Consider the following 26,480-nt stretch of genomic DNA (forward strand, 5'->3'; position numbering starts at 1 on the left):
CGATCGGCGCCCCGGTCGGCACGGCGCCGCCGTGCTCCTCCAGGGTCTCGGCGGTGATGGGCGCGGCGGTGGACCAGACGGTGGTCTCCGTCGGTCCGTACAGGTTGAGCAGGCGACCGCCCACCGGCGCGCGGCCGGGTTCCAGGAGGGTGCGGGCCAGGGCGGGCGGCAGCGCCTCGCCGCCCACCAGCACGCGCAGGGCGGTGAGGTCGAGGCCGCCGTCCACGGCCATGGCGTGCCACCAACCGGGGGTGGCCTGGATCACCGTCACACCCTCGCGGGCGCACAGGGTCCTCACTGCGGCGGGGTCGCGCTGGGCGGTGGCGTCGGCCAGGACGACCGTGCCGCCGGTGAGCAGCGGGGCGAAGATCTCCAGGACGGCGATGTCGAAGGAGACCGTGGTGACGGCCAGCAGCCGGTCCTCGGGGCCCAGTTCCAGCCGTTCGGTCATGTCGGCGAGGAAGTTCGCCACGGCCGACCGGGTCACCATGACGCCCTTGGGGCGGCCGGTGGAGCCGGAGGTGTAGATGGTGTACGCCAGCTCCTCACCCCGCTCCCGCTCGCGCCGCGTGCCTTCGGCCGGTGCGGTGCCGGGCGCGGCGGCCAGGTGTTCGGCGGTGGCCGGGTCGTCCAGGACGAGCACCGGGGCGGGCACCGGCGGGAGGCCGCCCGCGAGGTCGGTGGTGGTGATGACGCAACCGGGCGCGGAGTCGGTGAGGATGTCCGCCAGGCGGTTCTTCGGGTGGTCGGGGTCCAATGGCAGGTAGTGCAGGCCCGCCTTCCAGACGGCGAGCAGGGCCACCGGAAGCAGCGCGCCACGCGGCAGGGCGACGGCGACGGGTCCGCCGCGCCCGGCGGCTTTCCGGGACAGCAGTGCGGCGAGCCGGTCGGCCCGTGCGTCGAGCTCGGCGTAGTCGATCCGCTCCCCGTCCGCGACCAGGGCCGTGGACCGGGGAGTCCTGGCGGCCTGGGCCTCGAACCGCCGCAGCGGGGAGGCGTCGGGCAGGACGCGGGCCGTGTCGTTGCGCCGGACGAGGACGTCGTGCAGCTCGTCCTCGCTCAGGACGGGAATGCGGCTCAGCGGGGTGCGGGGCTCCGCGACCGCCGCTTCGAGCAGCCGGAGGTAGCGTTCGGCCATCCTCCGGGCCGTGCTCTCGTCGTACAGGTCGGCGCGGTACTCCAGTACGCCCCGCATCCCGGCCGCCGTGCCGTCGGCCGCCCGGTCCTCGTTGAAGGACAGCGACAGGTCGAACTTGGCCGCCGCGATCTCCACCGTCTCGGGCCGCACCAGGACGTCCGAGGCCCGGTCGACGGGTCCTTCGTCGGGCGCCGCGCCGTTGTTGAAGGCCAGCAGGACCTGGAAGAGCGGGTGACGGACCAGGGAGCGCACCGGGTTGAGCACTTCCACCAGGCGCTCGAAGGGGAGGTCCTGGTGCGCGTAGGCCGCCAGGTCGGTGGCCCGCACCCGCTCCAGCAACTCCCCGAAACTCGGGTCGCCCGACGTGTCCGTACGCAGCACCAGCGTGTTCACGAAGAACCCCACCAGGTCCTCCAACGCGTCATCGACACGCCCGGCCACCGGCGAACCGATCGGCACGTCCGTCCCCGCCCCCAACCGCGTCAGCAACGCCGCCAACGCCGCGTGCACCACCATGAACGGCGTCGCCCGGAACTCCCGCGCCAACTCCACCACCCGCCCGTGCACCCCCGGCGGGACGGTGAAGGCGACGCGGCCGCCCCGGTGCGAGGGGGTGGCGGGGCGGGGCCGGTCGGCGGCCGGCGCCGACTCCTGCGGCAGTCCGCCCAGGGTCTGGCGCCAGTAGCGCAGTTGCGCGGCAATCGGGCTGTCCGGGTCGTCCTCGGAGCCCAGCTCCTCGTGCTGCCACAGGGTGTAGTCGGCGTACTGGACGGGCAGTTCGGGCAGGTCCGGTGAGGTGCCACGGCGGCGGGCGGCGTAGGCGGACGCCAGGTCGCGCACCAGGGGGCGGACCGACCAGCCGTCCATCGCGATGTGGTGGACCGCCAGCAGCAGGACGTGGGTGCGTTCGTCGAGGACGAAGAGGCGGGCGTGGAGCGGCGGGGCCTGGGCGAGGTCGAAGGGGCGGGCGGCCTCGGCCTCCAGGTCGGCCCGCAGGCGGTCCTCGGTGGTGGGGACCGCCTTCAGGCCGGGCTCGGCGGCCCGGGGTGCGAGGACGATCTGGTGCGGGCCGTGCTCGTCCTCGGCGAAGACGGTGCGCAGGCTCTCGTGCCGGGCGACCACGTCCCCCAGCGCGGCCCGCAACGCCGCCACGTCGAGCGGACCGGTCAGGCGCAGCGCCAGCGGGATGGTGTAGGTGGCGCTCGGCCCCTCGATCTGGTGGAGGAACCACAGGCGGCGCTGGGCGTAGGAGAGCGGGAGGCGTCCGGGGCGCGGCACTGCGGGGCGCACCGCGCCGGGACCGCGTCCGGGCCCGTCGAGGTGGGTGGCCAACCGGGCCACCGTGGGGGCCTCGAAGAGCGCGTCGATGGCCACGTCCACGTCGAGCAGGGCCCTGATCCGGCTGATCACGACGATGGCGAGCAGGGAGTGGCCGCCCAGGGCGAAGAAGTCGTCGTCCACGCCCACCGCGGGCACGCCCAGCACGTCGGCGAAGAGCCCGCAGAGGATCTCCTCGCGCGGGCTGCGCGGTGCCCGGCCCGCGGTGCGGGCCGGCTTGGCCTCCGGCGCCGGCAGCGCGCTCCGGTCGACCTTGCCGTTCACCGTCAGCGGCAGTCCGCCCTCCAGCACCACAAGGGCCGAGGGGACCATGTACTCGGGCAGCACCGCCCGCACCGCGTCGGACACCGCCTTCTCGTCGAGCGTGCCATTTCCGGCGGCCGGTACGAGGTAGCCGACCAGGCGCTGGTCGCCCGGCTGGTCCTCGCGCAGCACCACCACCGCGCTGTCGACGGAGGGGCAGCCCTCCAGGGCGCGGGCGACCTCCGCGGTCTCGATGCGGAACCCGCGCAGTTTGACCTGGTCGTCGCTGCGGCCGACGTACTCCAGTTGGCCGTCGGACCGCCAGCGGACGAGGTCGCCGGTGCGGTACATCCGCTCACCCGGCTCCCCGAACGGGCAGGCCACGAACCGCTCGGCGGTCAGCCCCGGCCGGCCCAGATAGCCCCGGGCCACCCCCGTGCCGGAGACGTACAGTTCGCCGACCGGGCCCCCGGCGGGAACCGGGCGCAGGCCGGGGCCGAGCACGTGGACCCGCACCCCGGCGAACGGCCGGCCGATGGGCACCGGCCCGTCGCCCACCGGCTCTCCCTTCGGCAGCCGGTACTCGGTGCAGTTGACCGTGAGTTCCGTCGGCCCGTAGGCGTTGACGACCTGGGCGGCGGGGTGCAGGTCGAGCCAGGGGCGCAGCCGTCCGCCGGTCAGCGCCTCGCCGCCGAGGATCAGGGTGCCGCCGTCCGTCAGGACTCCGGGCAGCTCGCTCAGCAGGGGCAGGTGGGAGGGCGTCGCCTTGACCAGGGTGGCGCCTGCGGCTCGGGCGGACTCGTCGAGTTCGCCCAGGCGCACGGCGCCGCCTGCGGCGAGCGGGGTGAGCAGGGTGGTGACGGTGAGGTCGAAGGCGAGCGAGGTGTGGGCCAGCGAGGTCCCGGCCGCGTCGGGGTAGCGGCGGCGCGCGCCGCCGACGTACGCGGCCAGGGCGCTGTGGTCGATCACCACGCCCTTGGGGCGGCCGGTGGAACCGGAGGTGTAGAGGGCGTACGCGGCTCCGCCGGGCGTCAGGGGGCGTATCCGCTCGGCGTCGGTCGGGGGCTGGGCCCCGCGTGCGGCGAGGGCGGCCGGGTCCACGGGGAGCACTGCCGCCCCGCTCTCCCGCGCCGCACCGCTCCTGGCGCCCGTCGGGGCCAGCACGAGCGCGGGTCGGCAGTCCTCCAGGACCGTGCGGAGGCGTTCGGTCGGCCACTGCTCGTCCAGGGGGACGTAGGCGGCGCCCGACTTGAGGACGCCGAGCAGGACGGTGAGCACCTCGGGGCGGCGGGGGGCCAGCACGCCGATGTAGACGTCGGCGCCGCCGACGGCTTCGGCGCGGTCGGCCAGCCACCGGGCGACGCCGTTCGCCTGCCGGTCCAGCTCGGCGTAGGTGAGGGTACCGTCGGGCGAGATGACCGCCGGGGCGTCGGGGGTGCGGGCGGCCTGCTCCTCGAACAGCTCGACGTAGGTGCGCGGGGCGTCCTGCGGTGCGGCGCCGGTGCCCCACTCAAGCAGGCGGGCGCGCTCCTCGGCCCCGAGCAGGTCGAGCGTGCCGGCGGGGGCGGAGGGGCGGTCGACGGCCTCGGTCAGGGCGGCGATCACCCTCTCGCCCAGGGAGCGGGCCCAGTCCTCGCCGAAGAGGTCGGGGCGGTAGTCGATGCGGACGGTCAGCTCGGTCCCGCGCATGGCCCCGACAAGGGTGAGCGGGTAGTGGTTGCGGCTGTAGCTGGCCGTGCCCGAGGCGCGGAAGGGCGCCTGCCGGGCGGTGATCTCCGCCGGGTAGTTCTCGAACACCATGGTGGTGTCGAAGAGTTCGGGCAGGCCGCTCCAGCGGTGCAGGGTGGTGAGCGGGACGTGCTGGTGCTCCAGGAGTTCGAGCTGTTCCTTCTCCAGGCGCCGGACCAGTTCCATGAGGGGTTCGGCCGGGCGGAGGCGGACGCGCAGCGGGATCTTGTTCACCAGCATGCCGACCAGGTCCTCGGCGCCGGAGAGTTCCGCCGGGCGGCCGGAGACGGTGATGCCGAAGGTGACGTCCGAGCGGCCGGTCTCCTGGGCGAGGACGAGCGCCCAGACGGCCTGGACGACGGAGTTGAGGGTGACCCCGGCCTCGCGGGCTCGGGTCCGCAGACGTGCGGAGACCTCCTCGGGCAGGTTCAGCCGCACCGACTCGGGCACTTCTCCGACGCGCGGCGCGCCGGGGGCGAGCAGGGTCGGCCCCTCCGTGTCCGCCAGCGCTCGCGTCCACGCCTCGCGCGCCGCCGCGAGGTCGCGTCCGGCCAGCCAGTCGGCGTGGAGGCGGTGACCGGGAGCCGGGGGCAGCGGGGCGCCGCCGTAGAGCGCGAGCAGTTCGCGCAGCAGGATGGGGATGGACCAGCCGTCCACGATCGTGTGGTGGGTGGTGATCACGAACTGGTACGTCTCCGGGGCGGTGCGGGCCAGGAGGAAGCGGACGAGCGGCGGGCGGGTGAGGTCGAACCGCTCGGTGCGCTCGGCCGCGGCCAGCTCCTCCAGCCGCCGCCGCGCGGACCCGGCGTCCGCGGGTCCGCCGTGCGGGTCGAACAGGTCGTGGAAGCGCCACGGCAGCTCCACCGACCGGGCCACGGCCTGCACCCACTCGCCCGATTCCCGTTGGTGGAAGCCCGTCCGCAGGCTGGTGTGGCGCGCGAGCAGCGCGGCCGCGGCCGTCCGCAGGGCGTCCTGGTCGATCTCGCCGTCCAGGCGGAAGGCGAGCTGCCCCACGTAGACGTCCAGGGTGCGCCGGTCGTACACGCTGTGGAACAGCAGGCCCTCCTGGAGGGGGGCGGCCGGCAGGACGTCCTCCAGGGCGGTGCCGCAGCGGCGTTCGAGCTGTTCGATCTCCGCCTGGCCTAGGCCGGGGACGGCCACGTCGGAGGGGGTTAGGCCGCCCGCTCCGGCGGCGGTGGCGTGGCCGACGACGGCGTGCAGCGCCAGCGACCAGGACCGCGTGAGGCGGCGTACCTCCTCCTCGGTGAGCAGGCCGGTGGCGTAGGTCCACCGGGTGATCAGCCGGGGCCCGTCCGGGCCCTCGGCCGTGACGACGTTGACCTCGATCTCGTGGTCGAGCGGGGTGTCCGGGTGGTGGCCCGCGGGGCCGCTGCCGAGCAGCGGCCAACTGTCCTCGCCCGCGCCCTGCTCTGCGGCGAACCGGCCGAGGTAGTTGAAGCCGAAGCGCGCTCGGGCGAGGCCGCGGAGGCGGGGGGCGGTGTCGGGGTTCAGGTGGCGCAGCAGGCCGTATCCCTGCCCTCCGTCGGGGACGGCGCGCAGCTGCTCCTTGATCCGCTTGATCGCGTCGCCGACGGCCGGGGTGCGCTCGGCGAGGTCGGCGGCGGTGACCTTCCCGGCGGCGAGCCGCACCGGGTGGACGGTGGTGAACCAGCCGACGGTACGGGACAGGTCGGCCCCCGGAACGAGCTCCTCGGTCCGGCCGTGGCCCTCCAGGTCCACCAGGACAGGTTCGGTCTCCTCGCCCCGCCAGTGGGCGACGGCGAGGGCGAAGGCGGTCAGCAGCAGGTCGTTCACCCCGGCGCGGAAGGCCGCGGGGGCGGGGCCCAGCAGGGCGGTGGTGAGGGAAGCGGGCAGTTCGCCGCTGAGGACGGCGGAGGTGGCCACGGTGTCCCGCGCCGCGTCCAGCGGGCGGCTGCCCGGCGCGGGGCCGTCGTCGGCGAGCGTGGCCGTCCAGTGGTCCAGTTGGGCGGTGACGGCCGGGTCGGTGGCCCGTTCGGTGAGCCGGGTGGCCCAGGTGCGCAGCGAGGTGCCCGTACGGGGGAGTTCGGGGCGCTGGCCGGCGCGCAGCGCCCGCCACGCCTCGCGGAGGTCGCCGAGCAGGATGCGCCAGGAGACGCCGTCGACGGCGAGGTGGTGGATCACCAGCACGAGCCGGCCCGGCTCTTCGCCCCGGTCGAACCAGACGGCGGCGACGAGGGCGCCGGCGAGGGGGTCGAGGGACGCACGCGCGGTGACGGCCTCGGCGGCCTGGGCCCGCGCCATTTCCTCGTCGGACATCCCGGTCGCGTCGATCCTGCGCAGGCACCGCTCGGCCGCGACCGTGCCGGCCTTCTCCACCCGGAGGTCCCACAGGCGGCCGGGGCCGGCCGCGGGGGCGGCGTGGACGCGCAGCGCGTCGTGCCGGTCGAGCAGGGCCTGGAGCGCGTCGCGTACGTCGTCGGGTGCGGCGTCCGGCGGGGAGGCGAGGACGACCGACTGGTTGTAGCCGTGGACCGGCCCGCCGGCCGCGAGGGTCTCGACGACCACGGGGAGCGGCGGCAGCGGTCCGACGGCGAGGGTGGGGTCCTCGTCGCGTGCGGCGTCGGTCCGGCGGGCGGCGGTGGCCAGGGCCGCGGGGGTCCGCAGCTCGAAGACCTGCCGGACGGTGAACTCCAGGCCGGCCCGGCGGGCGCTGCCGACCAGTTGGATGGAGAGGATGCTGTCGCCGCCCCGGCCGAAGAAGTCGTCGTCGATGCCGACGCTCCCGGCGCCGAGGACGTCCGCGAACAGCGCGCACAGCTCCCGTTCCAGGGCGGTGCGCGGGCGCCGGCCGGCGGGGAGGTCCGCGGGGTCGGGGGCCGGGAGCGCGGCCCGGTCCAGCTTGCCGCTGGCGTTGACGGGGAGTTCGCCGATGCGGACCAACGCGGACGGCACCAGGTGGTCGGGCAGCCGGTCGCGCAGGCGTGCCAGCACCTCGGCGGGGCGGAGCAGGTCCTCGTCGGCGTCGGGGGCCCCGACGACGTACCCCACCAGTCTGCGGGTGCCGGGGGTGTCCTCGCGGACGGTCACGGCCGCCCCAACGACGCCCTCCAGCTCCCGCAGGGCGGCCTCCACCTCGCCGGGCTCGATGCGGAACCCGCGGATCTTGACCTGTTCGTCGCCGCGTCCGACGCAGACCAGGTGGCCGTCGGGGAGCCACCGCGCCAGGTCGCCGGTGCGGTACATCCGCTCCCCCGGTCCTCCGAACGGGCAGGCCACGAACCGCTCGGCGGTCAGGGCGTGCTGCCCCAGGTAGCCGCGGGCGACTCCGGGCCCGGCGATGTACAGCTCGCCCAGCACGCCGGGCGGAACCGGCTGCAGACCGGCGTCGAGGACGTAGGCCCGCCAGCGGGGCACGGGCCGGCCGATCGTGCCCGGGGGCAGGTCGGCAAGGCCGGTCACCACGGCGTCGACGGCGGTCTCGGTGGGGCCGTAGGTGTTCATCGCGGTCACGCGGGGGGCGGCCGCCCGCAGCCGCTCCCACAGCTCGCCGTCCATCGCCTCGCCGCCCAGGGCGATCAGCGAAGGGCAGGGAGCGCCCTCCTCCAGCAGCCCGGCGTCGAGCAGGCTGCGGAAGTAGGTGGGGGTGAGGTCGACGTAGTCGATGCGGCGGTCGCGTAAGTAGGCCACCGCTCCCGGCGGGTCGAACCGCAGGTCCTCGTCGATCATGTGCAGTTCGTGGCCGGCGACCATCGCGAGCAGCGGGTCCCACGAGGCGTCGAAGGAGAAGGAGGAGACGTGGGCGGCGCGGCCGGGGCCGCCGGCGGAGGGGCGGATGCGGGAGAAGGTGACCCGGCGGTGCGCCTGGAGCAGCCTCGTCAGTCCCCGGTGGTCCACCACGACCCCCTTGGGCCGGCCGGTGGAGCCCGAGGTGTGGATGACGTAGGCCGCGTGGCCGGGCAGGAGGGGCGCGGTGCGGTCGGCGTCGGTGACCGGGCCCGGTTCCTGGGCGTCGATCGCGGCCCGGGTGCTCGGGTCGTCCAGGACGAGGACGGGGGCGGCGAGTTCGGCGACCGCGGCCTCGGTGGCGTGCTCGGCGAGGACGAGGAGGGGGGCGACGTCGCGTTCGACGGCGGCCAGGCGCTCGTGCGGGGAGCGCGGGTCCAGCGGTACGTAGGTGGCGCCGCTTCGCAGCACCGCAAGCACGGTCGTCGGCCACAGGGCGCCGCGGTCCAGGCAGACGGCGACGCGGACCTCGGGGCCGGCGCCCCGGGAGATCAGCAGCCGGGCCAGCCGGGAGACGCGGGCGTCGGCCTCGGCGAAGGTGAGCGCGACCGGGCCGCCGACGACGGCCAGGGCCTCGGGGGTGGCGGCCGCCTGGCGGGCGAAGGTGTCGCAGACCGGCTCCAGGCCCTCGTCGGCCGCGCCTGCCGGGGGCTCGGCGGCTGCGGAGTCGGCGGCTGCGGGCTCGGCGGCTGCGGCCTCGGTGGCGAACTCCTCCAGTACGCGCCGCCGTTCGTCGGCGGAGAGCAGGTCGATCGAGAGCAGCCGCGCCGTGGGGTCGGCCGTCCCGGCCTCCAGGAGGCGGACGAGGCGTTCCCCGAGCCCGCGGACGGTGGCGGCGTCGAAGACGTCGGTGGAGTACTCGACGGTGCCGGCGATGCCGTCCGGGCGGCCGTCGGGGCCGCGCTTCTCCAGGAGATCCAGGGACAGGTCGAACTTGGCCGCCCGCCACCCCGTGTCCAGAGGGGCGATCTCCAGACCGTCCAGGAGGGCCGTGTGCGCGGTGGCGTGCTGGAGGCTCAGGCTCACCTGGAAGAGCGGGTGGCGGGCCAGGGAGCGCTCGGGGGCGAGCGCCTCCACCAGCCGCTCGAACGGCACGTCCTGGTGGGCGTAGGCGTCCAGGGCGCACGCGCGGGCCCGTTCGACCAGTTCGTCGAAGGTCGGGTTCCCCGAGGTGTCGGTGCGCAGCACCAGGGTGTTGACGAAGAAGCCGATCAGCCCCTCCAGCGCCTCGTCGGTGCGTCCGGCCACCGGGGTGCCCAGGGGGATGTCCGTGCCCGCGCCGAGCCGGGACAGCAGGCCGGCCAGGGCCGCCTGCACCACCATGAAGGTGCTCGCGCCGTGGCGGGCGGCGAGCGCGGAGACCCGCTCGTGGGTCCGGGGCGGGAGGGTGAAGGGCACGGTGTCGCCGCGGTGGCCGGCGATCGGCGGGCGGGGGCGGTCCAGGGGCAGTTCGATGGCGTCCGGCAGGCCCGCGAGCCGCTGCTTCCAGTACGCCGTCTGCCGGCTGAGCAGGCTCTCGGGGTCGTCCTCGGAGCCGAGGAGTTCACGCTGCCAGAGGGTGTAGTCGCCGTACTGGACGGGGAGTTCCTCCCACCGTGGGGCGTGTCCGGCGCTGCGGGCGGCGTAGGCGGTGGCGAGGTCGCGTGCGAGCGGGGTGCGCGACCAGCCGTCGCTGGCGATGTGGTGGATCACCAGGCAGAGCACGTGCTCCCGCTCGCCGAGCACGAACAGCTTGGCCCTGATCGGGACTTCGCGGGCCAGGTCGAAGGCGTGGCCGGCCTCGTGGGCCAGGGCGGCGGGCAGCTCGTCCTCGGTGGACCGGGTGACGGCCAGCTCGACGGCGGTCCCGGCGGCGGGCAGGACGTGCTGCCGGGCGCCGTCGCCGGTGTCGGGGAAGACGGTGCGGAGCGTCTCGTGACGTCCTACGACGTCGCGCAGGGCTTCGCGCAGCGCGGCGACCTCCAGCGCACCGGTCATCCGCAGCGCCGTGGGGATGTTGTAGGTGGCGCTGGGGCCGTCCATCTTGTGGAGGAACCACAGCCGCTGCTGGGCGAGGGAGAGGGGAAGCATCACAAGTCCTCCGACCGCGACATCCGTCGCAACGCGGGGCGGGTGTCAGGGCGGCCGGTCCGCAGCCGGGCCGCCAGCGCGGCGACCGTTCGTGCTTCGAACACGGCGCGTACGTCCAGCTCTTCGGCGAGTTCGGCCCGGATGCGGTTGACCAGCCGGGTGGCGAGCAGGGAGTGGCCGCCGAGTGCGAAGAAGTCGTCCTCGGCGCCGACCTCGGGCAGGCCGAGCACGTCGGCGTAGATCCGGCACAGGGCCCGCTCGCGCTCGTCGCGCGGCGGGCGGCCGCCCGGCGAGCGGTGGGCGGGGGCGGGGAGCGCGCGCCGGTCGAGCTTGCCGTGGGGCGTGGTGGGCAGTTCGTCGAGGACCACGACGGCGGACGGCACCATGTAGTCGGGCAGGGTGCGGGCCACCGCGCCGCGCAGTTCGTCCTCGTGCGGGCGGGCTCCGGCCGCCGGGACCACGTAGCCGGTCAGCCGCCGGTCGCCCGGACGGTCCTCCCGTACGACGGCGACCGCGCGGGCGACCGACTCCTCGGCGGCCAGGGCGCGCGCCACCTCGGGGAGCTCTATCCGGAAGCCCCGCAGCTTCACCTGCTCGTCCGTTCGGCCCACGTACTCCAGTTCGCCGCCCGGCAGGCGGCGGACGAGGTCGCCGGTGCGGTACATCCGCTCCCCCGGCTCCCCGAACGGGCAGGCCACGAACCGCTCGGCGGTCAGGGCGCGCTGCCCCAGGTAGCCGCGGGCCACTCCGGGCCCGGCGACGTACAGCTCCCCGGCCACGCCCGGGGGCGCGGGTGCCAGTCCCGTGTCGAGCACCATCGCGCGGACGCCGGCGAACGGGCGGCCGATCGGCACCGGACCGTCCGGCACCGGGTCGCCGGGGGCGATGCGGTGCTCGGCGCAGTTGACGGTCAGCTCCGTGGGGCCGTAGGCGTTGACGACCTCGGCGTGGGGGTGGGCGGCCCGCCAGTCGCGCAGGGCCCGCCCGTCGAGCGCTTCACCGCCCAGTACCAGGGTGCCGTTCTCCCCCAGCGGTCCGGGACGCCGGTCAAGGAGCGGCAGGTGGGACGGCGTCGCCTTGACGAAGCCCACCGGGTGGACCTCCGCCGCCCGGTCCACATCCCCCAGCACGACGCAGCCGCCCGCGGCGAGGGGGGTGAACAGGGCGGTGGCGCTGAGGTCGAAGGTCAGCGGCGAGTGGAGCAGGGCCGTCGTCGCCGCGTCCGGGTAGCGGTGGACGGCCCCTTCCACGTAGTGCGCCAGTGCCCGGCGCTCCACGCCCACGCCCTTCGGGCGTCCGGTGGAGCCGGAGGTGTAGAGGACGTACGCGAGCGAGCGCGGGTGGCTCCGAACGGCCGGAAGGGCGGGCCCGCCGGTGGCGCGGAAGGCCGGATCCGCGAGGCCGAGGACTTCGGTGTCCGGTCCGCAGGAGGGGCCGAAGGCGGTCCGGGCGGCGGGGGTGTCCCCTGCCGCCAGGAGCAGGCGCGCCCCGGCGTCGGCGGTCACCCGCCGCCGCCGTTCGAGCGGCCACGCCTCGTCGATCGGGAGGTACGCGGCGCCGGACTTGAGCACCCCGAGGAGGGCGGCCACCACGTCGGGGTCGCGCGGGGCGACGACCGCGACCACGTCCTCGGGCCCGATGGAGCGCCCGGTGAGCACGCGGGCCACGGCGTCCGCCTTCCGGTCCAGCTCGGCGTAGGTAAGCCGGCCGCCGTCCCACCGCAGGGCGGGGGCGTCGGGGGCGGTCGCCGCCCACCTCTCGAAGCGGGCCAGCGGTTCGTCCGCGTCTCCTGCCGTGCCGGGTCCGCGGCTGTGCTCCAGCTCGCGCCGCGCCTCGCCGGGCAGGAGCACGTCCACCCGCCCCACGGGGGTCGCGGGGGCGGCGAGCACCTGGTCCAGCACCCGCAGCAGCCGGTCCACGAGCCCCTGTGCGGTCGCGCGGTCGAAGAGGTCGGCGCTGTAGGTGAGGACTCCGGGCATGTCGCCGCCCTCCGGTCCGCTCGGGGCCAGCACGAAGGACAGGTCGACCTTCGCGCCGTCTCGCCGGGTGCGGACCGCTTCGGCGCGCAGTCCGGGCAGCCCGTCCACCGCCGCCGCGGCCTCGTCGAGGTTCTGCAGGACGAGGGAGACCTGGAAGAGGGGGTGGCGGGCCAGGGAGCGCTCGGGGGCGAGCACCTCGACCAGCCGCTCGAAGGGCACGTCCTGGTGGGCGTAGGCGTCCAGGGCGGTGGCGCGGACCCGGCCCAGGAGTTGCGCGAAGGTGGGCGAGCCGCTCAGGTCCGTGCGCAGGACCAGCGTGTTGACGAAGAGTCCGACGACCCCCTCCACCGCGCTGTCGGTGCGCCCGGCGACCGGGGTGCCCAGGGGGATGTCCGCACCCGCCCCCATGCGGTGCAGCAGGACCGCCAGCGCGGCCTGGAGCACCATGAAAGGCGTGGTGCCGGTGGTCCCCGCCAGTTCCCTGATCCGCGCGCTCGCGGCGGCGGGGACGGTGAAGTCCACGTCCTCGCCCCGGTGGGAGGAGGCGGCCGGGCGCGGCCGGTCGGCCGGCAGGGCGATCTCCTGCGGCAGGTCGGCCAACTGCCGCTGCCAGTGGGCGAGCTGGTCGTCGAGCGGGCCGCCGTCCGCGTCGGGGCCGCCGAGCACCCGGTGCTGCCACAGGGTGTGGTCGACGTAGTCGACGGGGGTCGGGGCGGGCGCGAAGTTATCGCCGCGCACGCGGGCGGCGTACGCGGCGGCCACGTCCCGCGCGATGATCCGCAGCGACCATCCGTCGGCCGCGATGTGGTGCACCACCAGCAGGAACAGGTGCTCTTCCGGCTCCTGGCCCGCGCGCGGGTCCGCCGGCTCCGCGGCCCGGGTGAACAGCCTGCACCGCAGGAGCGGTCCGGCCGTCAGGTCGAAGGGCTCGGCCACCGCCTCCTCCGCCGCCCGCAGCGGGTCCTCGACCGGCTCCGGAACCAGGGTGATGAGCCGGGCGGCCGCCGAGGCGTCCTGGACGACCTGGCGGGCGCCCTCGGCGTCCTCGTCGAAGACGGTGCGCAGGCTTCCGTGCCGGGCGACCGCGTCGGCGATCGCGCCGCGCAGCGCGGCCGTGTCGAGGCGTCCGGTGAGGCGGAGCGCGAGCGGGACGTGGTAGGCGGCGCTGTGGCCGTGGAGGCGGTGGAGGAACCACAGCCGCCGCTGGGCGAACGAGAGGGGGATGCGGTCGGGCCGCTCGTGGACGCGGGAGACCGGCGGCCGGGCCGCCCCGGCACGGGCGATCCTGGCGTACAGGGCGGCCACCGTGGGGTGTTCGAAGAGGTCCCGCACCGCCAGTTCGGCTCCGAGGGTGGTGCGCACCCTGCTGACCAGGCGGGTGGCGAGCAGCGAGTGGCCTCCCAGTGCGAAGAAGTCGTCGTCGATGCCGGCCGGGCGTACGCCGAGCACTTCGGCGAACAGGCCGAGCAGGATCGTCTCGTGCGGGCCTCGGGGGGCGCGCGCCCCTGTGGCGTCGTTCCGGTCCGGCGGGGGCGGCAGCGCGGCGCGGTCCCGCTTGCCGTTGGCGGTCAGCGGCAGGTCGTCAAGGACCACCAGCGCCGACGGCACCATGTACGGGGGCGCCTTGCGTCGCACGTGGTCCAGGACCGCGGCCGTGTCGGGCGTCGTTCCGCGGGGGACGACGTAGCCAACCAGGCGCGGTCCGGCGGGTCCGCCGTCGTGCACGGCGGCGGCCGCCTGCCGGACGTCGGGGTGGGAGGCCAGCACGGCCTCCACCTCTCCCAGCTCGACCCGGTGGCCGCGCACCTTCACCTGGCCGTCGGCCCGGCCGACGAGGTCGATCTCCCCGTCGGGGCGGAGCCGCCCGAGGTCGCCGCTGCGGTACATGCGGGCGCCCGGTGCGCCGAAGGGGTCGGCGACGTAGCGTTCGGCCGTCGTGTCCGCGCGCTGCCAGTAGCCGCGGGTGACGTGGTCCCCGGCGATGTACAGCTCCCCCACGACTCCGTCCGGCACGGGGCGGAGCCAGGGGTCGAGGATGTGGATGCGCACGCCGGGCAGCGGGCGGCCGATCGGGGGCGCGCCGTCCTCGGTGTCGTCCAGGAAGCGGGCGGTGACGAAGACGGTCGTCTCGGTCGGGCCGTAGAGGTTGGCCACGCGGGCGTGCGGGAACGCGGCGCGCAGGGCTTGGGCCAGCGGGGCGGGGAAGGGTTCGCCGGCGCAGAGGAAGGTGTCGACGGCGAGCGGCTCTCCGCGCTCAAGGAGTGCCTGCAGGGCCGAGGGGACGGCGTTCAGGAGGGAGGGTTCGCCGCCGGTCCGGTCGGCGACGGCCAGGGTGTTCTCCACGATCTCGATGCGGCCGCCCGTGAGCAGCGGGACGAGGGTGTCGAAGACCGACACGTCGAAGCTCTCCGAGGTGGCGGCCACGGTCCGGTGCAGCAGCTCGGAGCCGAGGCCGGTGGCGGCCCAGGACAGCAGCGCGGTCACCTGGGCGTGTTCGACCGCGACCCCCTTGGGCCGGCCGCTGGAGCCGGAGGTGTGGAGGATGTAGGCGAGGTGGCCGGACAGCAGCGGCCCGGCCCGTTCGGCGTCGGTCGGTGCGGCGGGGTCGTACGGGGCCAGGAGCGCTCCGGTCAGGACGACGCGCTCGACGCCGCCCGGCGCGGTCTCGGGTCGGTCGTGCGCCGCGGGGGTGGTGCGCCGGGTCCGGGCGGCCTCGGCGTCGGGGTCGGTGAGCAGGCAGACCGGTGCGGTCTCGCGGAGGATGTGGGCGGCGCGCTCCTGCGGCAGCGCGGCGCCCACGGGGACGTAGCAGCCGCCCGCCTTGAGAATGCCGAGGACGGCGACGGGCAGCCAGGCGTTCCGGGAGACGGTGAGGGCGACCCGGCTCTCGGGTCCGACCCCTCGCTCCAGGAGCAGGCGCGCCAGCCGGTTCGCGCGGGCGTCGAGCTCGGCGTAGGTCAGCTCCTGGCCGCCGGCGAGGACGGCCGGGGCCGCGGGGGTCGCGCGGGCCTGCGCCTCGAACGCGTCCACGATCGTGGTCGGGGCGCTCTGCGGGGCGGCGCGGTGTGCGGCCGTACGCACCACCCGTGTCGTCGCGGGGGTGGCGGCGAGCGCGGCGGTCGGGGTGCCGGGGGCGCTGTGGACGGCGATCAGAGCGCGTTCCATCAGGTCCGCCGCGTGGCGTGCGGTGACGCCGTCCACGGCGTCGGGGCGGTGGTCCAGGCGCAGGCGGAGCGCCGGGCCGGGGAGCGCGTAGAGGGAGAGGGGGAAGTGTGTGGTGGTGCGTCCTGAGCCTCCCTCGACGCGCAGGCCCGCGTGGTCGGCAGAGCCGACGGCGGCGAGGTCGTCGGCGGGGTAGTTCTCGAACGCGGTGGTGGTGTCGAAGAGCACGGTCCGGTCGGACCAGCGCTGGATGTCGGAGAGCCTGACGTGCTGGTGCTCCATGAGGGCGGTCTGCTCGCGCTGGAGCCGGACGACGAGGTCGCCGACCGGCTCGCCCGGCCGCATCCGCACGCGCGTCGGCACGGTGTTGATGAAGAACCCGACCATCTCCTCGGCGCCGGGCAGCTCCGGCGGCCGCCCCGAGACGGTCGTCCCGAAGACGACGTCGTCGCGGCCGGTGAGGCGGCCGATCACGGTCGCCCAGGCGGCCTGCACCACCGAGTTCACCGTGACGCCCCGGGCACGCGCCCACGCGCCGAGGGCGCGGGTGTCCCGCTCGCCGAGCCGGGTCCACACCGACCTGGGCAGCGGGCCGTTGCGGTCGGCGTCCGGGGCGATCAGGGTGGGGCCGGGCAGCCCCGCCAGCGCCTGCCGCCAGGCGCGGGCGCTCTGTTCGGGCGGGCGGCGGGCCAGCCAGTCGAGGTGGTCGCGGTGCGGGCGGACGGGCGGGAGGACGGAGGGGTCGCCGCCGCTGCCGTACAGCGCGACCAGTTCCCGCATCAGGATGGGCATGGACCAGCCGTCGAGGACGAGGTGGTGGTAGGTCACGGCCAACTGGTGGCGGTCCTCGCCGGTCCTGGCCAGCAGGAAGCGCAGCAGGGGCGGCCGGCCGAGGTCGAACCCGGTGCGGTGGTGCTCGTCGAGGAGCGCCTCCAGGTGCTTGTCCGCCTCCGCCGGGCTCCCCACGGGCCGTAGGTCCAGCTCGTGCCAGGGCACGGCGGGGCGGGTGGCGACCAGTTGGAACCACTCCCCCGAGCGCCGCTGGCGGAAGGCCGAGCGCAGCGCCGGGTGGCGTGCCACCAGCGCCTGGGCGGCCCGCCGCAGCCGGTCGGCGTCCAGCTCTCCGGAGAGGGCCAGGACCAGTCGGCTGACGTAGGCGTCGGGGACGTTCTCGTCGAAGACCGCGTGGAAGAGCAGCCCCTCCTGGAGCGGGGTGACCGCGAGGACCTCCTCGACCATGCGCTGCGGACCGCTCACTGCATCTCCTCCCAGTCCGCGCCGAGCTCGTCCTCCAGCTCGGCGAGTTCATCGACGCTGATGGGCCGCGGGGCCGCGGCGCCGGGGTCCGGCAGGCCGCCGGCCGGTCCGCGCTCCGGTTCCCTGCCTTCCAGGGCCGCCGCGAGCGCGGCCGCGGTGTGGTGCTCGAAGACGTCGCGGGTGGTCAGCGGCAGCCCGTGTTCGCGGGCGCGGCTGACGAGCCGGACGGACAGGACGCTGTCGCCGCCCAGGCCGAAGAAGCTGTCCTGGACTCCGACCCGGCCCAGGCCCAGCAGGTCGGCGAAGAGCATGCACAGCAGCTTCTCCCGAGGCGTGCCCGGCGGGCGGCTGCCGGCCGTGCCCGCCGGGTCGGGGTCGGGCAGCGCGGTCCGGTCCACCTTCCCGTTGGCGGTCAGCGGAAGGGTGTCGAGGACGACGACGGCCGAGGGGACCATGTAGTCCGGCAGCCGTTCGGCCAGGTGGGACCGGAGTTCGGCGGCCAGTTCACGGTGGTGCGACCCGGCGGACGGGTCGTTCGTCTCCGGCCGGTCCGCGTCCGGCGCGCCGGGCCACAGCTCGGCCGGTGGCGCCACCGGCGCCGCGCCCTCCCCGCCCGCCGGGGCGAGCACCAGGTCCACGGTGTCCGGCGGGCCCTCGGCCGACCAGGTCACCCAGGCGGTGCGTCCGGCCGCGGCCGCGGCGTCGTACAGGTCCTCCGGATCCACTCCGTCGGAGGGGCCCTCAAGGAGTCGCCGCACCGCGGTGACCGGTCGCCCGTCCTCCAGGGCGGCGAGTGCGGCCGTCTCGCGCCGCACGCGGGCGTTGGGGATCGCGGTGACGCGCAGCGCGCCGGGGTGCGCCGCGCAGATCCCGGCCAGCCGCGTCCCGTCGCCGACGTCCCGCGCCCAGTGCAGCTCGGTGGCCCGGGGCTCGGCGGGGGGCGCGGTTCCGGCCTCCGGTTTGGCCAGCAGGACGTCGTAGCGGTAGCGCGTCAGCTCGTTGTACGGCCTTCCGCGCCGGAGGCGTACGTCCAGGAGGAGCGGTTCGCCGGCCTCCCGCCGCAGCCGCGCGAAGTAGTCGGGGGTGACGACGAGTTCGTTCTCCGCGGCCGTCCTGCGGCGGGCGGCGGCCAGCACCGCGGCGGGAGTTTCGGAGACGGCGGCGTTGCCGGTCTCCACCGAGGCGCGGAAGGCCCGCAGCAGGGCCAGGCTGCGGACGTCGCCGACGAAGAGCCGTCCGCCGGGGGCGAGCAGGTCGAGCGCGCCGCGCAGCACGCGGGTGAGGTAGTCGGCGTCGGGGAAGTACTGGACGACGGAGTTGAGCACGACGGTGTCGTAGAAGCCCCGGCGCAGGCCGCTGAAGTCGTGTGCCGGGCGGACGTGGAGCTCGACCTTCTCCTTCAGCGCGGGTTCCGCACCGACCTGTTCGCGCAGCGTCTCGATCGCCCGTGCGGACAGGTCGGTTCCGTGGTACGCGGTGCAGTCCTCCGCCAGCTCCGACAGCAGCAGCCCGGTGCCGACCCCGATCTCCAGCAGCCGTGCGGGCCGCAGCGCCCGGATGCGGTCCACAGTGGCCGCCCGCCACTGGAGCATCTCGTCCAGGGGGATGGGCTGACCGTCGTAACTGCTGCGCCAGATCCCGAAGTCGTGGCCGAGCGGAGCGGGTGCGGAACCGCCGTAGAGGGTGTCGTACGCCTCCCGCCACTCGTCGAGCCGGTTCTGCTCCCGGCTGTCGTCGGGGGCGGCGCGGTGCGGCTCGGGGACCACGTAGGCCACCAGCCGCCGCGGGGCCGGGTCGCCCGGCGCGGAGGCCGCGCCGGGAGCGGCGCGGGCGACCACGACCGCCCCGGCGACGTGCGGGTGCGCGCCGAGGGCCGTCTCGATCTCGCCCAGCTCGATGCGGAAGCCCCGGACCTTGACCTGGTGGTCGGTGCGTCCCAGGAATTCCAGCTCCCCGGTCGCGCTGCGGCGGACCAGGTCGCCCGTGCGGTACATGCGGCTGCCCGGCGCGCCGAAGGGGTCGGCGGTGAAGCGCTCGGCGGTCAGGCCGCCGCGCCCCAGGTAGCCGCGGGCCACGCCGGCGCCGGCCAGGTACAGCTCGCCGGGTACGCCTTCGGGGCGCGGGTTCAGCCACTCGTCCAGCACGTAGGCGCGGGTGGCGCGCAGCGCCCGGCCGATGGGCGGGGCGCTGCCGGTGACCCGGTCGAGGTGGGCGGCGGTGGACCAGATGGTGGTCTCTGTGGGTCCGTAGACGTTGACGAGTTCGCCGCCCAGGTCGCGCAGCCGGGAGGCCAGGGAGGCGGGGAGGGCTTCGCCGCCCACCAGCTTGCGCAGCCCTCGCAGGGCGTCGGGGGCGGTCTCGGCCAGCAGCTGCCAGGTGGTCGGGGTGGCCTGGAGGATGGTGGCGCCGCTCGCGGTGAGCAGCGCGGCCAGCGTCTCTGGGTCCCGTGCGGCATCGCGGTCTGCCAGGACCAGTCCGGCGCCGCTGACCAGCGGGAGGAAGAGTTCCAGGGCGGCGATGTCGAAGCTGACCGTGGTGACCGCCACCAGCCGGTCGTCGGCGGTGGGGCGCAGCCGGTCCCGCATGTCGGCGAGGAGGTTGGCGAGGTTGCCGCGGCTGACGACGACGCCCTTGGGGCGTCCGGTGGAGCCCGAGGTGTGCAGGACGTACGCGGCCTGGTCGGGCAGCACGGCGGGGGCCTCGGGCGCGGGTCCGGCGCCGCGTGCGGCGTCGGCCGTGAGGAGGACGGCTCCGCCGGCGGCGGTCGCGGCCCCGGTGATCGCGGGGCGGCAGTCCGCCGTGGTGAGCAGCACCACCGGGCGGGTGTCGGCCAGGATCGCGGCGATGCGCTCGTCCGGGTACTCCGGGTCCAGCGGTACGTAGGCGGCGCCGGCCCGCAGGACGCCGAGCAGGCCGACCACCAGGTCGGGGGTGCGCGGCAGGCACACCGCGACCCGGCTCTCGGGGCCGGCGCCGTGCCCGGCGAGGGCCGCCGCGACCCGGCAGGACCGCTCGTCGAGCTGGGCGTAGGTGAGGCTGTTCCCGGCGCTGCGGACCGCCACCGCGTCCGGCGTCTCTGCGGCGCGGGCGCGGAAGAGGCCGACCAGGTCCTCGGCCGGGCCCGCGGCGGCTGCGTCCCATTCGGCCGCGAGTCCGGCGCGTTCCGCCGCGTTGAGCACGGGCATCCGGCTGAGCCGTGTCGTGGGCTCCTCGACGGCGGCCAGCAGCAGGTCGTGGTAGCGCTCGGTCAGTCGGGCGACGGTGCGGGCGTCGAAGAGGTCGGTGGCGTACTCGACCGCGCCCTCGACGGCGGTCGCGCCGTCGTCCTCGTTCCGGGACTCGACGAGGTTGACGAAGAGGTCGTACTTGGCCGCCGCCCCTGCGGGGCGTTCGACGGTGACCTCAAGGCCGGGCATGACGGCTTCGCCGTGCTCGTTGTTCTGGAGGGCCAGCAGCACCTGGAAGACGGGGTGCCGGGAGAGGGAGCGGGTGGGGTTGAGCGCCTCCACCAGTTGCTCGAACGGTATGTCCTGGTGGGCGAAGGCGGACAGGTCGGCGTCCCTGACGCGGTCGAGCAGCTCCTCGAAGGTGGGGTCGCCGCCGAGGTCGGTGCGGAGCGCCAGGGTGTTGACGAAGAAGCCGACCAGGTCGTCGGCCGCCTCGTCGCCGCGGCCGGCGACCGGGGTGCCGAGGACGATGTCCCGTCCGGCACCCAGTGTGGCGAACAGCGCTGCGAGACCGGCCTGCAGGACCATGAAGAGGGTCGCCTGCCGGGAGTGCGCCAGGGCGCGCAGCCGGTCGCGCAGCGGGGCGGGCAGGGTGAAGCGGTGGATCGCGCCGCGGTGGCTCTCCATCGCGGGGCGCGGCCGGTCGGTGGGCAGCTCGATCTGTTCCGGCGCGCCGTCCAGCGCGTCGCGCCAGAAGGCGAGTTGGCGGGCGAAGAGGCTGTCGGGGTCGTCCGCCGCGCCGAGCAGCTCCTGCTTCCAGAGGGTGTAGTCGGCGTACTGCACCGGCAGGGGCCGCCACTGCGGGGCGCGGCCCTCCCGCCGTGCGGTGTAGGCGGTGCTCAGGTCGCGGGCGAGCGGGGCCAGCGACCAGCCGTCGCCTGCGATGTGGTGGAGGACGAGGGAGAGCACGTGGTCGGCGGGCCCGGTGCGCAGCAGTGCGGCCCGCAGCGGAAGGTCCTCGGTGAGGGTGAAGGCGTGTCCGTGGGCCTCGGCGAGGGCGGCGGGCAGCTCCTTCTCGGTGATGTCCACGACGTCGAGGGCGGGCGCGGCCTGTCCGGGCGCGAGTACGTGCTGGTGGGGGGCGCCGTTCTCGGCCGGGAAGACGGTGCGCAGCGCCTCGTGCCGGCCCACCACGTCGGCCAGGGCGGTGCGCAGGGCGCCGACGTCGAGGGGGCCGCGCAGCCGCAGGGCGAGCGGGATGTTGTAGGTGGCGCTCGGTCCCTCCAGTTCTCCGAGGAACCACAGCCTGCGCTGGGCGGAGGAGAGCGGGATGCGGTCCGGCCGCCGTCCCGGGCGGAGACGGGGACGTCCGGTCCCGGCCGTGTCCAGCCGCCAGGACAGCGCGGCGGGCGTGGGCGCCTCGAAGAGCGTGCGGATGCCGATCTCCACGCCGAGCGCCGCTCTGATCCGGCTGATGAGCCGGACCGCCGACAGGGAGTGGCCGCCCAGGGCGAAGAAGTCGGCGTCGCGGCTGACCTCCTGGACGCCGAGGACGGCGGCGAAGGCGGCGCAGAGCGCTTCCTCGCGCGGTCCGGCCGGGGCGCCGCCGGTGGCCCACGCCGCCCGGTCGGGGGCGGGCAGCGCCGCTCGGTCCAGCTTGCCGTTGGGGGTCAGCGGCAGGGCGGACAGCGCCACCACGGCGGCGGGGACCATGTAGCCGGGCAGGGCGTCGGCCAGGTGGGCGCGCACCTCGTGCGGGTCGGGGTCGGCGTCCGCCGCCGGCACCACGTAGCAGACCAGGTAGCGGTCGTCCGGTCCTTCGCCGTGCACGGCGGCCGCCGCCTGGGCGATGCCCGGGTGACGGCGGGCGGCGGCCTCGATCTCGCCGGGCTCGATGCGGTAGCCGCGCAGTTTGACCTGGGAGTCGGACCGGCCGACGTAGTGGAGGCCGCCGTCCTGGGTGCGCCGGACGAGGTCGCCGGTCCGGTACATCCGGCCGCCGGTGTCGAACGGGTCGGCGACGAAGCGGGTGGCGCTCAGGCCTGGGCGGCGGCGGTATCCGCGGGCCAGGCCGGGGCCGGCGACGTACAGCTCGCCCACGACGCCCGTCGGCACGGGGAGCAGCCCCTGGTCGAGCACGTGGGCGCGCAGGTCGTTCAGGGGCGTGCCGATCGGGCTGCCGCCGCGCTCCACGGCGGCGTCGTCCAGCTCCAGGTGGGTGACGTGGACGGTCGTCTCGGTGATCCCGTACATGTTGACCAGGCGCACCGGGCGGCCCCGCCAGGGGGCGAGTTGGGCGGTGTCCAGCGCTTCCCCGCCGAAGACGACGTACCGCAGCGCGGCGGTGGTCCGCGGGGGGACGCCGAGCTCGGACTCCGCCCGCAGGAGCTGGAGGAAGGCGGAGGGCGTCTGGCTGAGCACCGTGACGCGCTCGCGGCCCAGCAGCTCCAGGAGGTCGCCGGGAGATCTGGCCACGTCATGCGGGACGACGACCAGTCGGCCGCCGTGCGCCAGGGGCCCCCACATCTCCCACACCGAGAAGTCGAAGGCGCTGGAGTGGAAGAGCGTCCAGACGTCGTCGGGCCCGAAGTCCACGGCCGCGCGGCAGGCGGCCAGCAGGCGTGAGACGTTGGCGTGGCTGACGACCACGCCCTTGGGCCGCCCGGTCGAACCGGAGGTGTAGATGGTGTAGGCCGGGTGGTCGGGGAGCAGGGGGGCCCGGCGGTCGGCGTCGGTGACCGGCGCGGCCGGAAGGCCGGCCGCCGCGCCGCCGACCGGGGACGCGTCGAGCAGCAGCCACGGGACCTCGCCGACCGCCTCGCCCACCGTGCCGTGCAGGGCCTCGCGGACGGCGGTCGTGGAGAGCACGGCGACGGGCCGGCAGTCGTGGAGGATGTACGAGGTGCGCTCGGCCGGGTGGTCGGGGTCGACGGCGAGGTAGGCGGCGCCCGACTTCAGCACGGCGAGCACGGCCACCACCAGGTCCGCCGAGCGGGGCACCGCCAGGGCGACGAAGTCCTCCGGCCCGACGCCGAGTCCGAGCAGGGCGCGGGCCAGGCGGTTGGACCGGGCGTCGAGTTCCGCGTAGTCCAGGGTCGACCGGCCGTCGGTGAGGGCGGGGGCGGAGGGCGCGCGACCGGCGGAGGCGGCGAACAGGGCGGGCAGATCGGCGACGGCGGTGGCAGCCCGCGCCCGTGCGGCGGCGTCGGCCTCGGCAAGGCGCCGGCCTTCCTCGGCGGTGGTGACGTCGAGCTGCCCGAGCCGCAGGCCGGGCTCGCGCGTCACGGTGCGCAGCAGCGCCACGAACCGCTCCGCCAGAGCCAGCGCGGTCGTACGGTCGAACAGGTCGGGGCGGTAGCGCAGGGACGCGTCGAGTCCGGTCCCGTCCGCGGCGGCCGTGGTTTCGGTGAAGGTCAGTTCGACGTCGGTGTGGGCGGTGCCCTCGGCGGTCGGCAGCAGCTCCGCGCGCACACCCGGCAGGTCCAGGAGGTGGTCGAGCGCTCCATGGGCCGCGTTGTCGAAGGTGAGCATCGTCTGCACGAGCGGGTGCCTGCTGGGCGAGCGGGCGGGGTTGACCGCCTCCACCAGCCGCTCGAAGGGCACGTCCTGGTGGGTGTAGGCCCGCAGGTCGGTCTCACGCACCCGGTCGAGGAGTTCGGCGAAGGCCGGGTCCCCGGAGGTGTCCGTGCGCAGGACCAGGGTGTTGACCAGGAAGCCGACGAGGTCGGCGGTCTCGGGCCGGTCGCGGCCGGCCGACGGGGTGCCCACGGGGATGTCGGGGCCGGCGCCGAGCCGGTGCCACAGGGCCGCCAGGGCGGCGTGGAGGACCATGAACGGGGTGGCGCGGTGACGGGCCGCCAGCGCCCGTACGTCCCGGTACAGTCCGGCGTCGACGCGGAAGGCGACCCGCTCGGCGTAGCCGGGGGGCGTCGTCGGACGCGCTCGGTCGTAGGGCAGCGCGAGTTCGTCGGGCAGTCCGCGCAGCTCCTCGGCCCAGTGGGCGACGCGGCGGTCCACCGGGTCGCCCGCGTCGTCCCCGGCGTCGCGCTGCTGTCCGAGCAGGTGGGCGGCGGGGCTCGGGGCCGGGGTCGGCCAGTGGGGCGCACGGCCGGCGGCGCGGGCGCGGTAGGCGACGGCCAGGTCCCGTGCCAGGGGCCCCATCGACCAGCCGTCGGCGGCGATGTGGTGGATGACCAGGAGCAGGACGTGCTCGCCTTCCGGGAGCGCGAACAGGGTGTGGCGCAGCGGGGTGTCGTCGGCCAGGTCGAAGGGGCGCCGGACGGCTTCGCTTACCAGGGCGTCGAGTTGGTGGGCGGCGGCGGGGACGACGGCCGGGGCGGACGGGACACCTGCGCCCAGGACGACCTGGTGCGGCCCCTGCTCGTCCTCGCGGAAGACGGTGCGCAGGCTCTCGTGCCGGGCGGTCAGGTCGCCCAGTGCCGCGTGCAGGGCGTCGACGTCGAGGTCGCCGGTGAGCCGCAGCGCGACGCTGATGTGGTAGCCGCCGGCCTCCCTGTCGTAGCGGTTGAGGAACCACAGCCTGCGCTGCGCGGGCGACAGCGGCAGCCGCTCGGGCCGCGCCTGCGGGTCGCTGTCCGGGGCGGGCTGCGGCGCGGGCTGCACCTGCGGGTCGCTGTCCGGCGCGGGCCGCGCCGGGACTCGTGTGCCGGGGGTCTCGCCGCGGGTGAGCTGTGCGGCGATCTGCGGAACGGCGAGGAGGTCCGCGACGGTGCGGTGGTCGAAGATCGTCCGGATGTCGAGCCGCAGTCCGAGTTCGGCCCGGATGCGGCCGGCGAGCCGCACGGCGAGCAGGGAGTGGCCGCCCAGGGCGAAGAAGTCGTCGTCCAGGGTGGTCTCGGGCACGCCGAGCACTTCGGCGAACAGGGCGCACAGGGCGGTCTCGGCGGCGGTGCGCGGCGCCCGCCCGGCGGAGGCGGTGCCGTACTCGGGTGCGGGCAGCGCCCTGCGGTCGAGCTTGCCGTTCTCGGTACGCGGCAGCTCGGGCAGGACCACGATCGCGGCCGGGACCATGTACGGCGGCAGGGTCGCGGCGAGGTCGCGCAGTGCGGCCGCCGGGTCGAAGCCCGCGTCCGGTCCGCCTTCGGGCACCACGTAGCCCGTCAGCCGCCTGTCCCCCGGCTCGTCCTCGCGTACGACGACGGTGGCGCGGGCGACGTCGGCGCGGGCGGCGAGGGCGCCTTCCACCTCGCCCAGCTCCACCCGGAAGCCGCGCACCTTGACCTGGTCGTCGGTGCGGCCCAGGCACTCCATGATCCCGTCGGGCCGCCAGCGCCCCAGGTCCCCGGTGCGGTACATCCGGGCGCCCGGCGCGTCGAACGGGCAGGGCAGGAAGCGTTCGGCGGTCAGTCCGGGCCGCCCGTGGTAGCCGCGGGCCACGCCGACGCCGGAGACGTAGATCTCCCCGACGACGCCGACCGGCACGGGCTGGAGCAGGTGGTCGAGGACGAACATGTGGTTGCCGGGCAGCGGGCGGCCGATCGGCAGCAGGCCGTCCGGCACCTCGTCACCGGGTTCGAAGAGCAGGTCGGAGCAGTTGACGCTGGTCTCCGACGGTCCGTAGTCGTTGAAGACCCTGGCCCGCGGGTGGCGTGCGCGCCAGCGCTCCAGCATCTCTCCGGTGAGCGGCTCGCCGCCGAGCACGAGCGTGCCGGGGCGCTCGCCGGTGGCGTCGAGGACGCCGGGCAGCTCGTCCAGGAGGGCGACGTGGGAGGGCGTGCCCTTGACGAAGGTGACTCCGGAGCCCTGGGCGTGTTCGTCCAGCTCCGCGAGGAGGAGGGTCCCGCCGGAGATCAGCGTGGTGAACAGGGCGGTCACCGTCAGGTCGAACGCGACCGGGGAGTGCAGCAGCGACACCCCGGCGGCGTCCGGGTAGCGGTCGCGGGAGCGGACGGCGTGCGCCGCCAGCGAACCCCTGCTGACGGCCACGCCCTTGGGGCGGCCGGTGGAGCCTGAGGTGTAGAGGACGTAGGCGAGGGTGTCGGCTCCGACCGGGCGCGGCCGCTCGCGGTCGGCCACCCTCCCCTCCGGGGCGCGGCCGAGTTCGTCCGCGGGGCCGGGCAGGTCGACGCAGAGGATCTGCCGCCCCGGCGCCTCGGGCACCAGGTGGGCGTGGGCGGAGGTGGTCAGGACGAGGGCGGGGTTCCCGTCGCCGAGGAGCAGCCCGATCCTTTCGGCCGGGTAGTCCACGTCCACCGGCAGGTAGGCCGCACCGGCCTTGAGTGCCCCCCACAGCCCGGTGAGCAGGTCGGCGCCGCGCGGGAAGACCAGGCCGACCAGGTCCTCGGCCCCGAGACCGCGGGCGATGAGGAAGCGCGCCATGCGGTTGGCGCGGGCGTCGAACTCGGCGTAGCTCAGGCCGGCCGCGCCGTCACCTCCCTCGACCAGCGCGAGGGCGTCGGGGGTGCGGTCGACCTGCTCCTCGAGGAGGGCGACGGGGCACTCCCGTGCGCTCGCCGCCTCACCGCGCGCCCAGTCGCCCAGCAGCGTGTCGTGTTCGCGCGGCAGCAGGACGTCCAGCCGGCCCGCCGGGGTGTCGCCGGACGTCGCCATGGCGTCGAGCACCTGCTCGAAGCGCGCCGCAAGGTCCTCCACCCACTGGGGTGTGAAGAGGTC

General features: G+C 75.8%; 3 protein-coding genes (2 of these 3 cut by a window edge). All 3 read right to left on the minus strand.

All coding sequences use genetic code 11. The features are described 5' to 3' along the window. Tightly spaced (each overlapping or abutting the next), the 3 genes in view from ACIA8N_RS22120 to ACIA8N_RS22130 form a layout consistent with a single transcriptional unit that may run on beyond the window. Positions 1 to 10,282, minus strand: partial view of an amino acid adenylation domain-containing protein gene (locus tag ACIA8N_RS22120; RefSeq protein WP_365778792.1) — the 5' portion only. The gene continues 5,474 nt to the left of window position 1, outside the view; 10,282 of the gene's 15,756 nt are visible here — the first part of the coding sequence; the start codon lies at positions 10,280 to 10,282; its stop codon lies beyond the left edge, outside the window. Then, entirely contained in the window at positions 10,282 to 16,680 is a 6,399-nt protein-coding gene (locus ACIA8N_RS22125; protein ID WP_365778794.1) for an amino acid adenylation domain-containing protein, read from the minus strand. The genes ACIA8N_RS22120 and ACIA8N_RS22125 overlap by 1 nt, the downstream gene beginning before the upstream one ends. After that, a protein-coding gene (locus tag ACIA8N_RS22130) for an amino acid adenylation domain-containing protein (RefSeq protein ID WP_365778796.1) crosses the window boundary here: on the minus strand, positions 16,677 to 26,480 show its 3' portion. The gene runs 9,105 nt beyond the window's last position; only the last 9,804 of its 18,909 coding nucleotides appear in the window; its start codon lies beyond the right edge, outside the window — the gene reads right to left on this strand; its stop codon occupies positions 16,677 to 16,679. The genes ACIA8N_RS22125 and ACIA8N_RS22130 overlap by 4 nt, the downstream gene beginning before the upstream one ends.

This window comes from Streptomyces sp. NPDC051822, assembly GCF_044452745.1.
GTDB lineage: Bacteria > Actinomycetota > Actinomycetes > Streptomycetales > Streptomycetaceae > Streptomyces.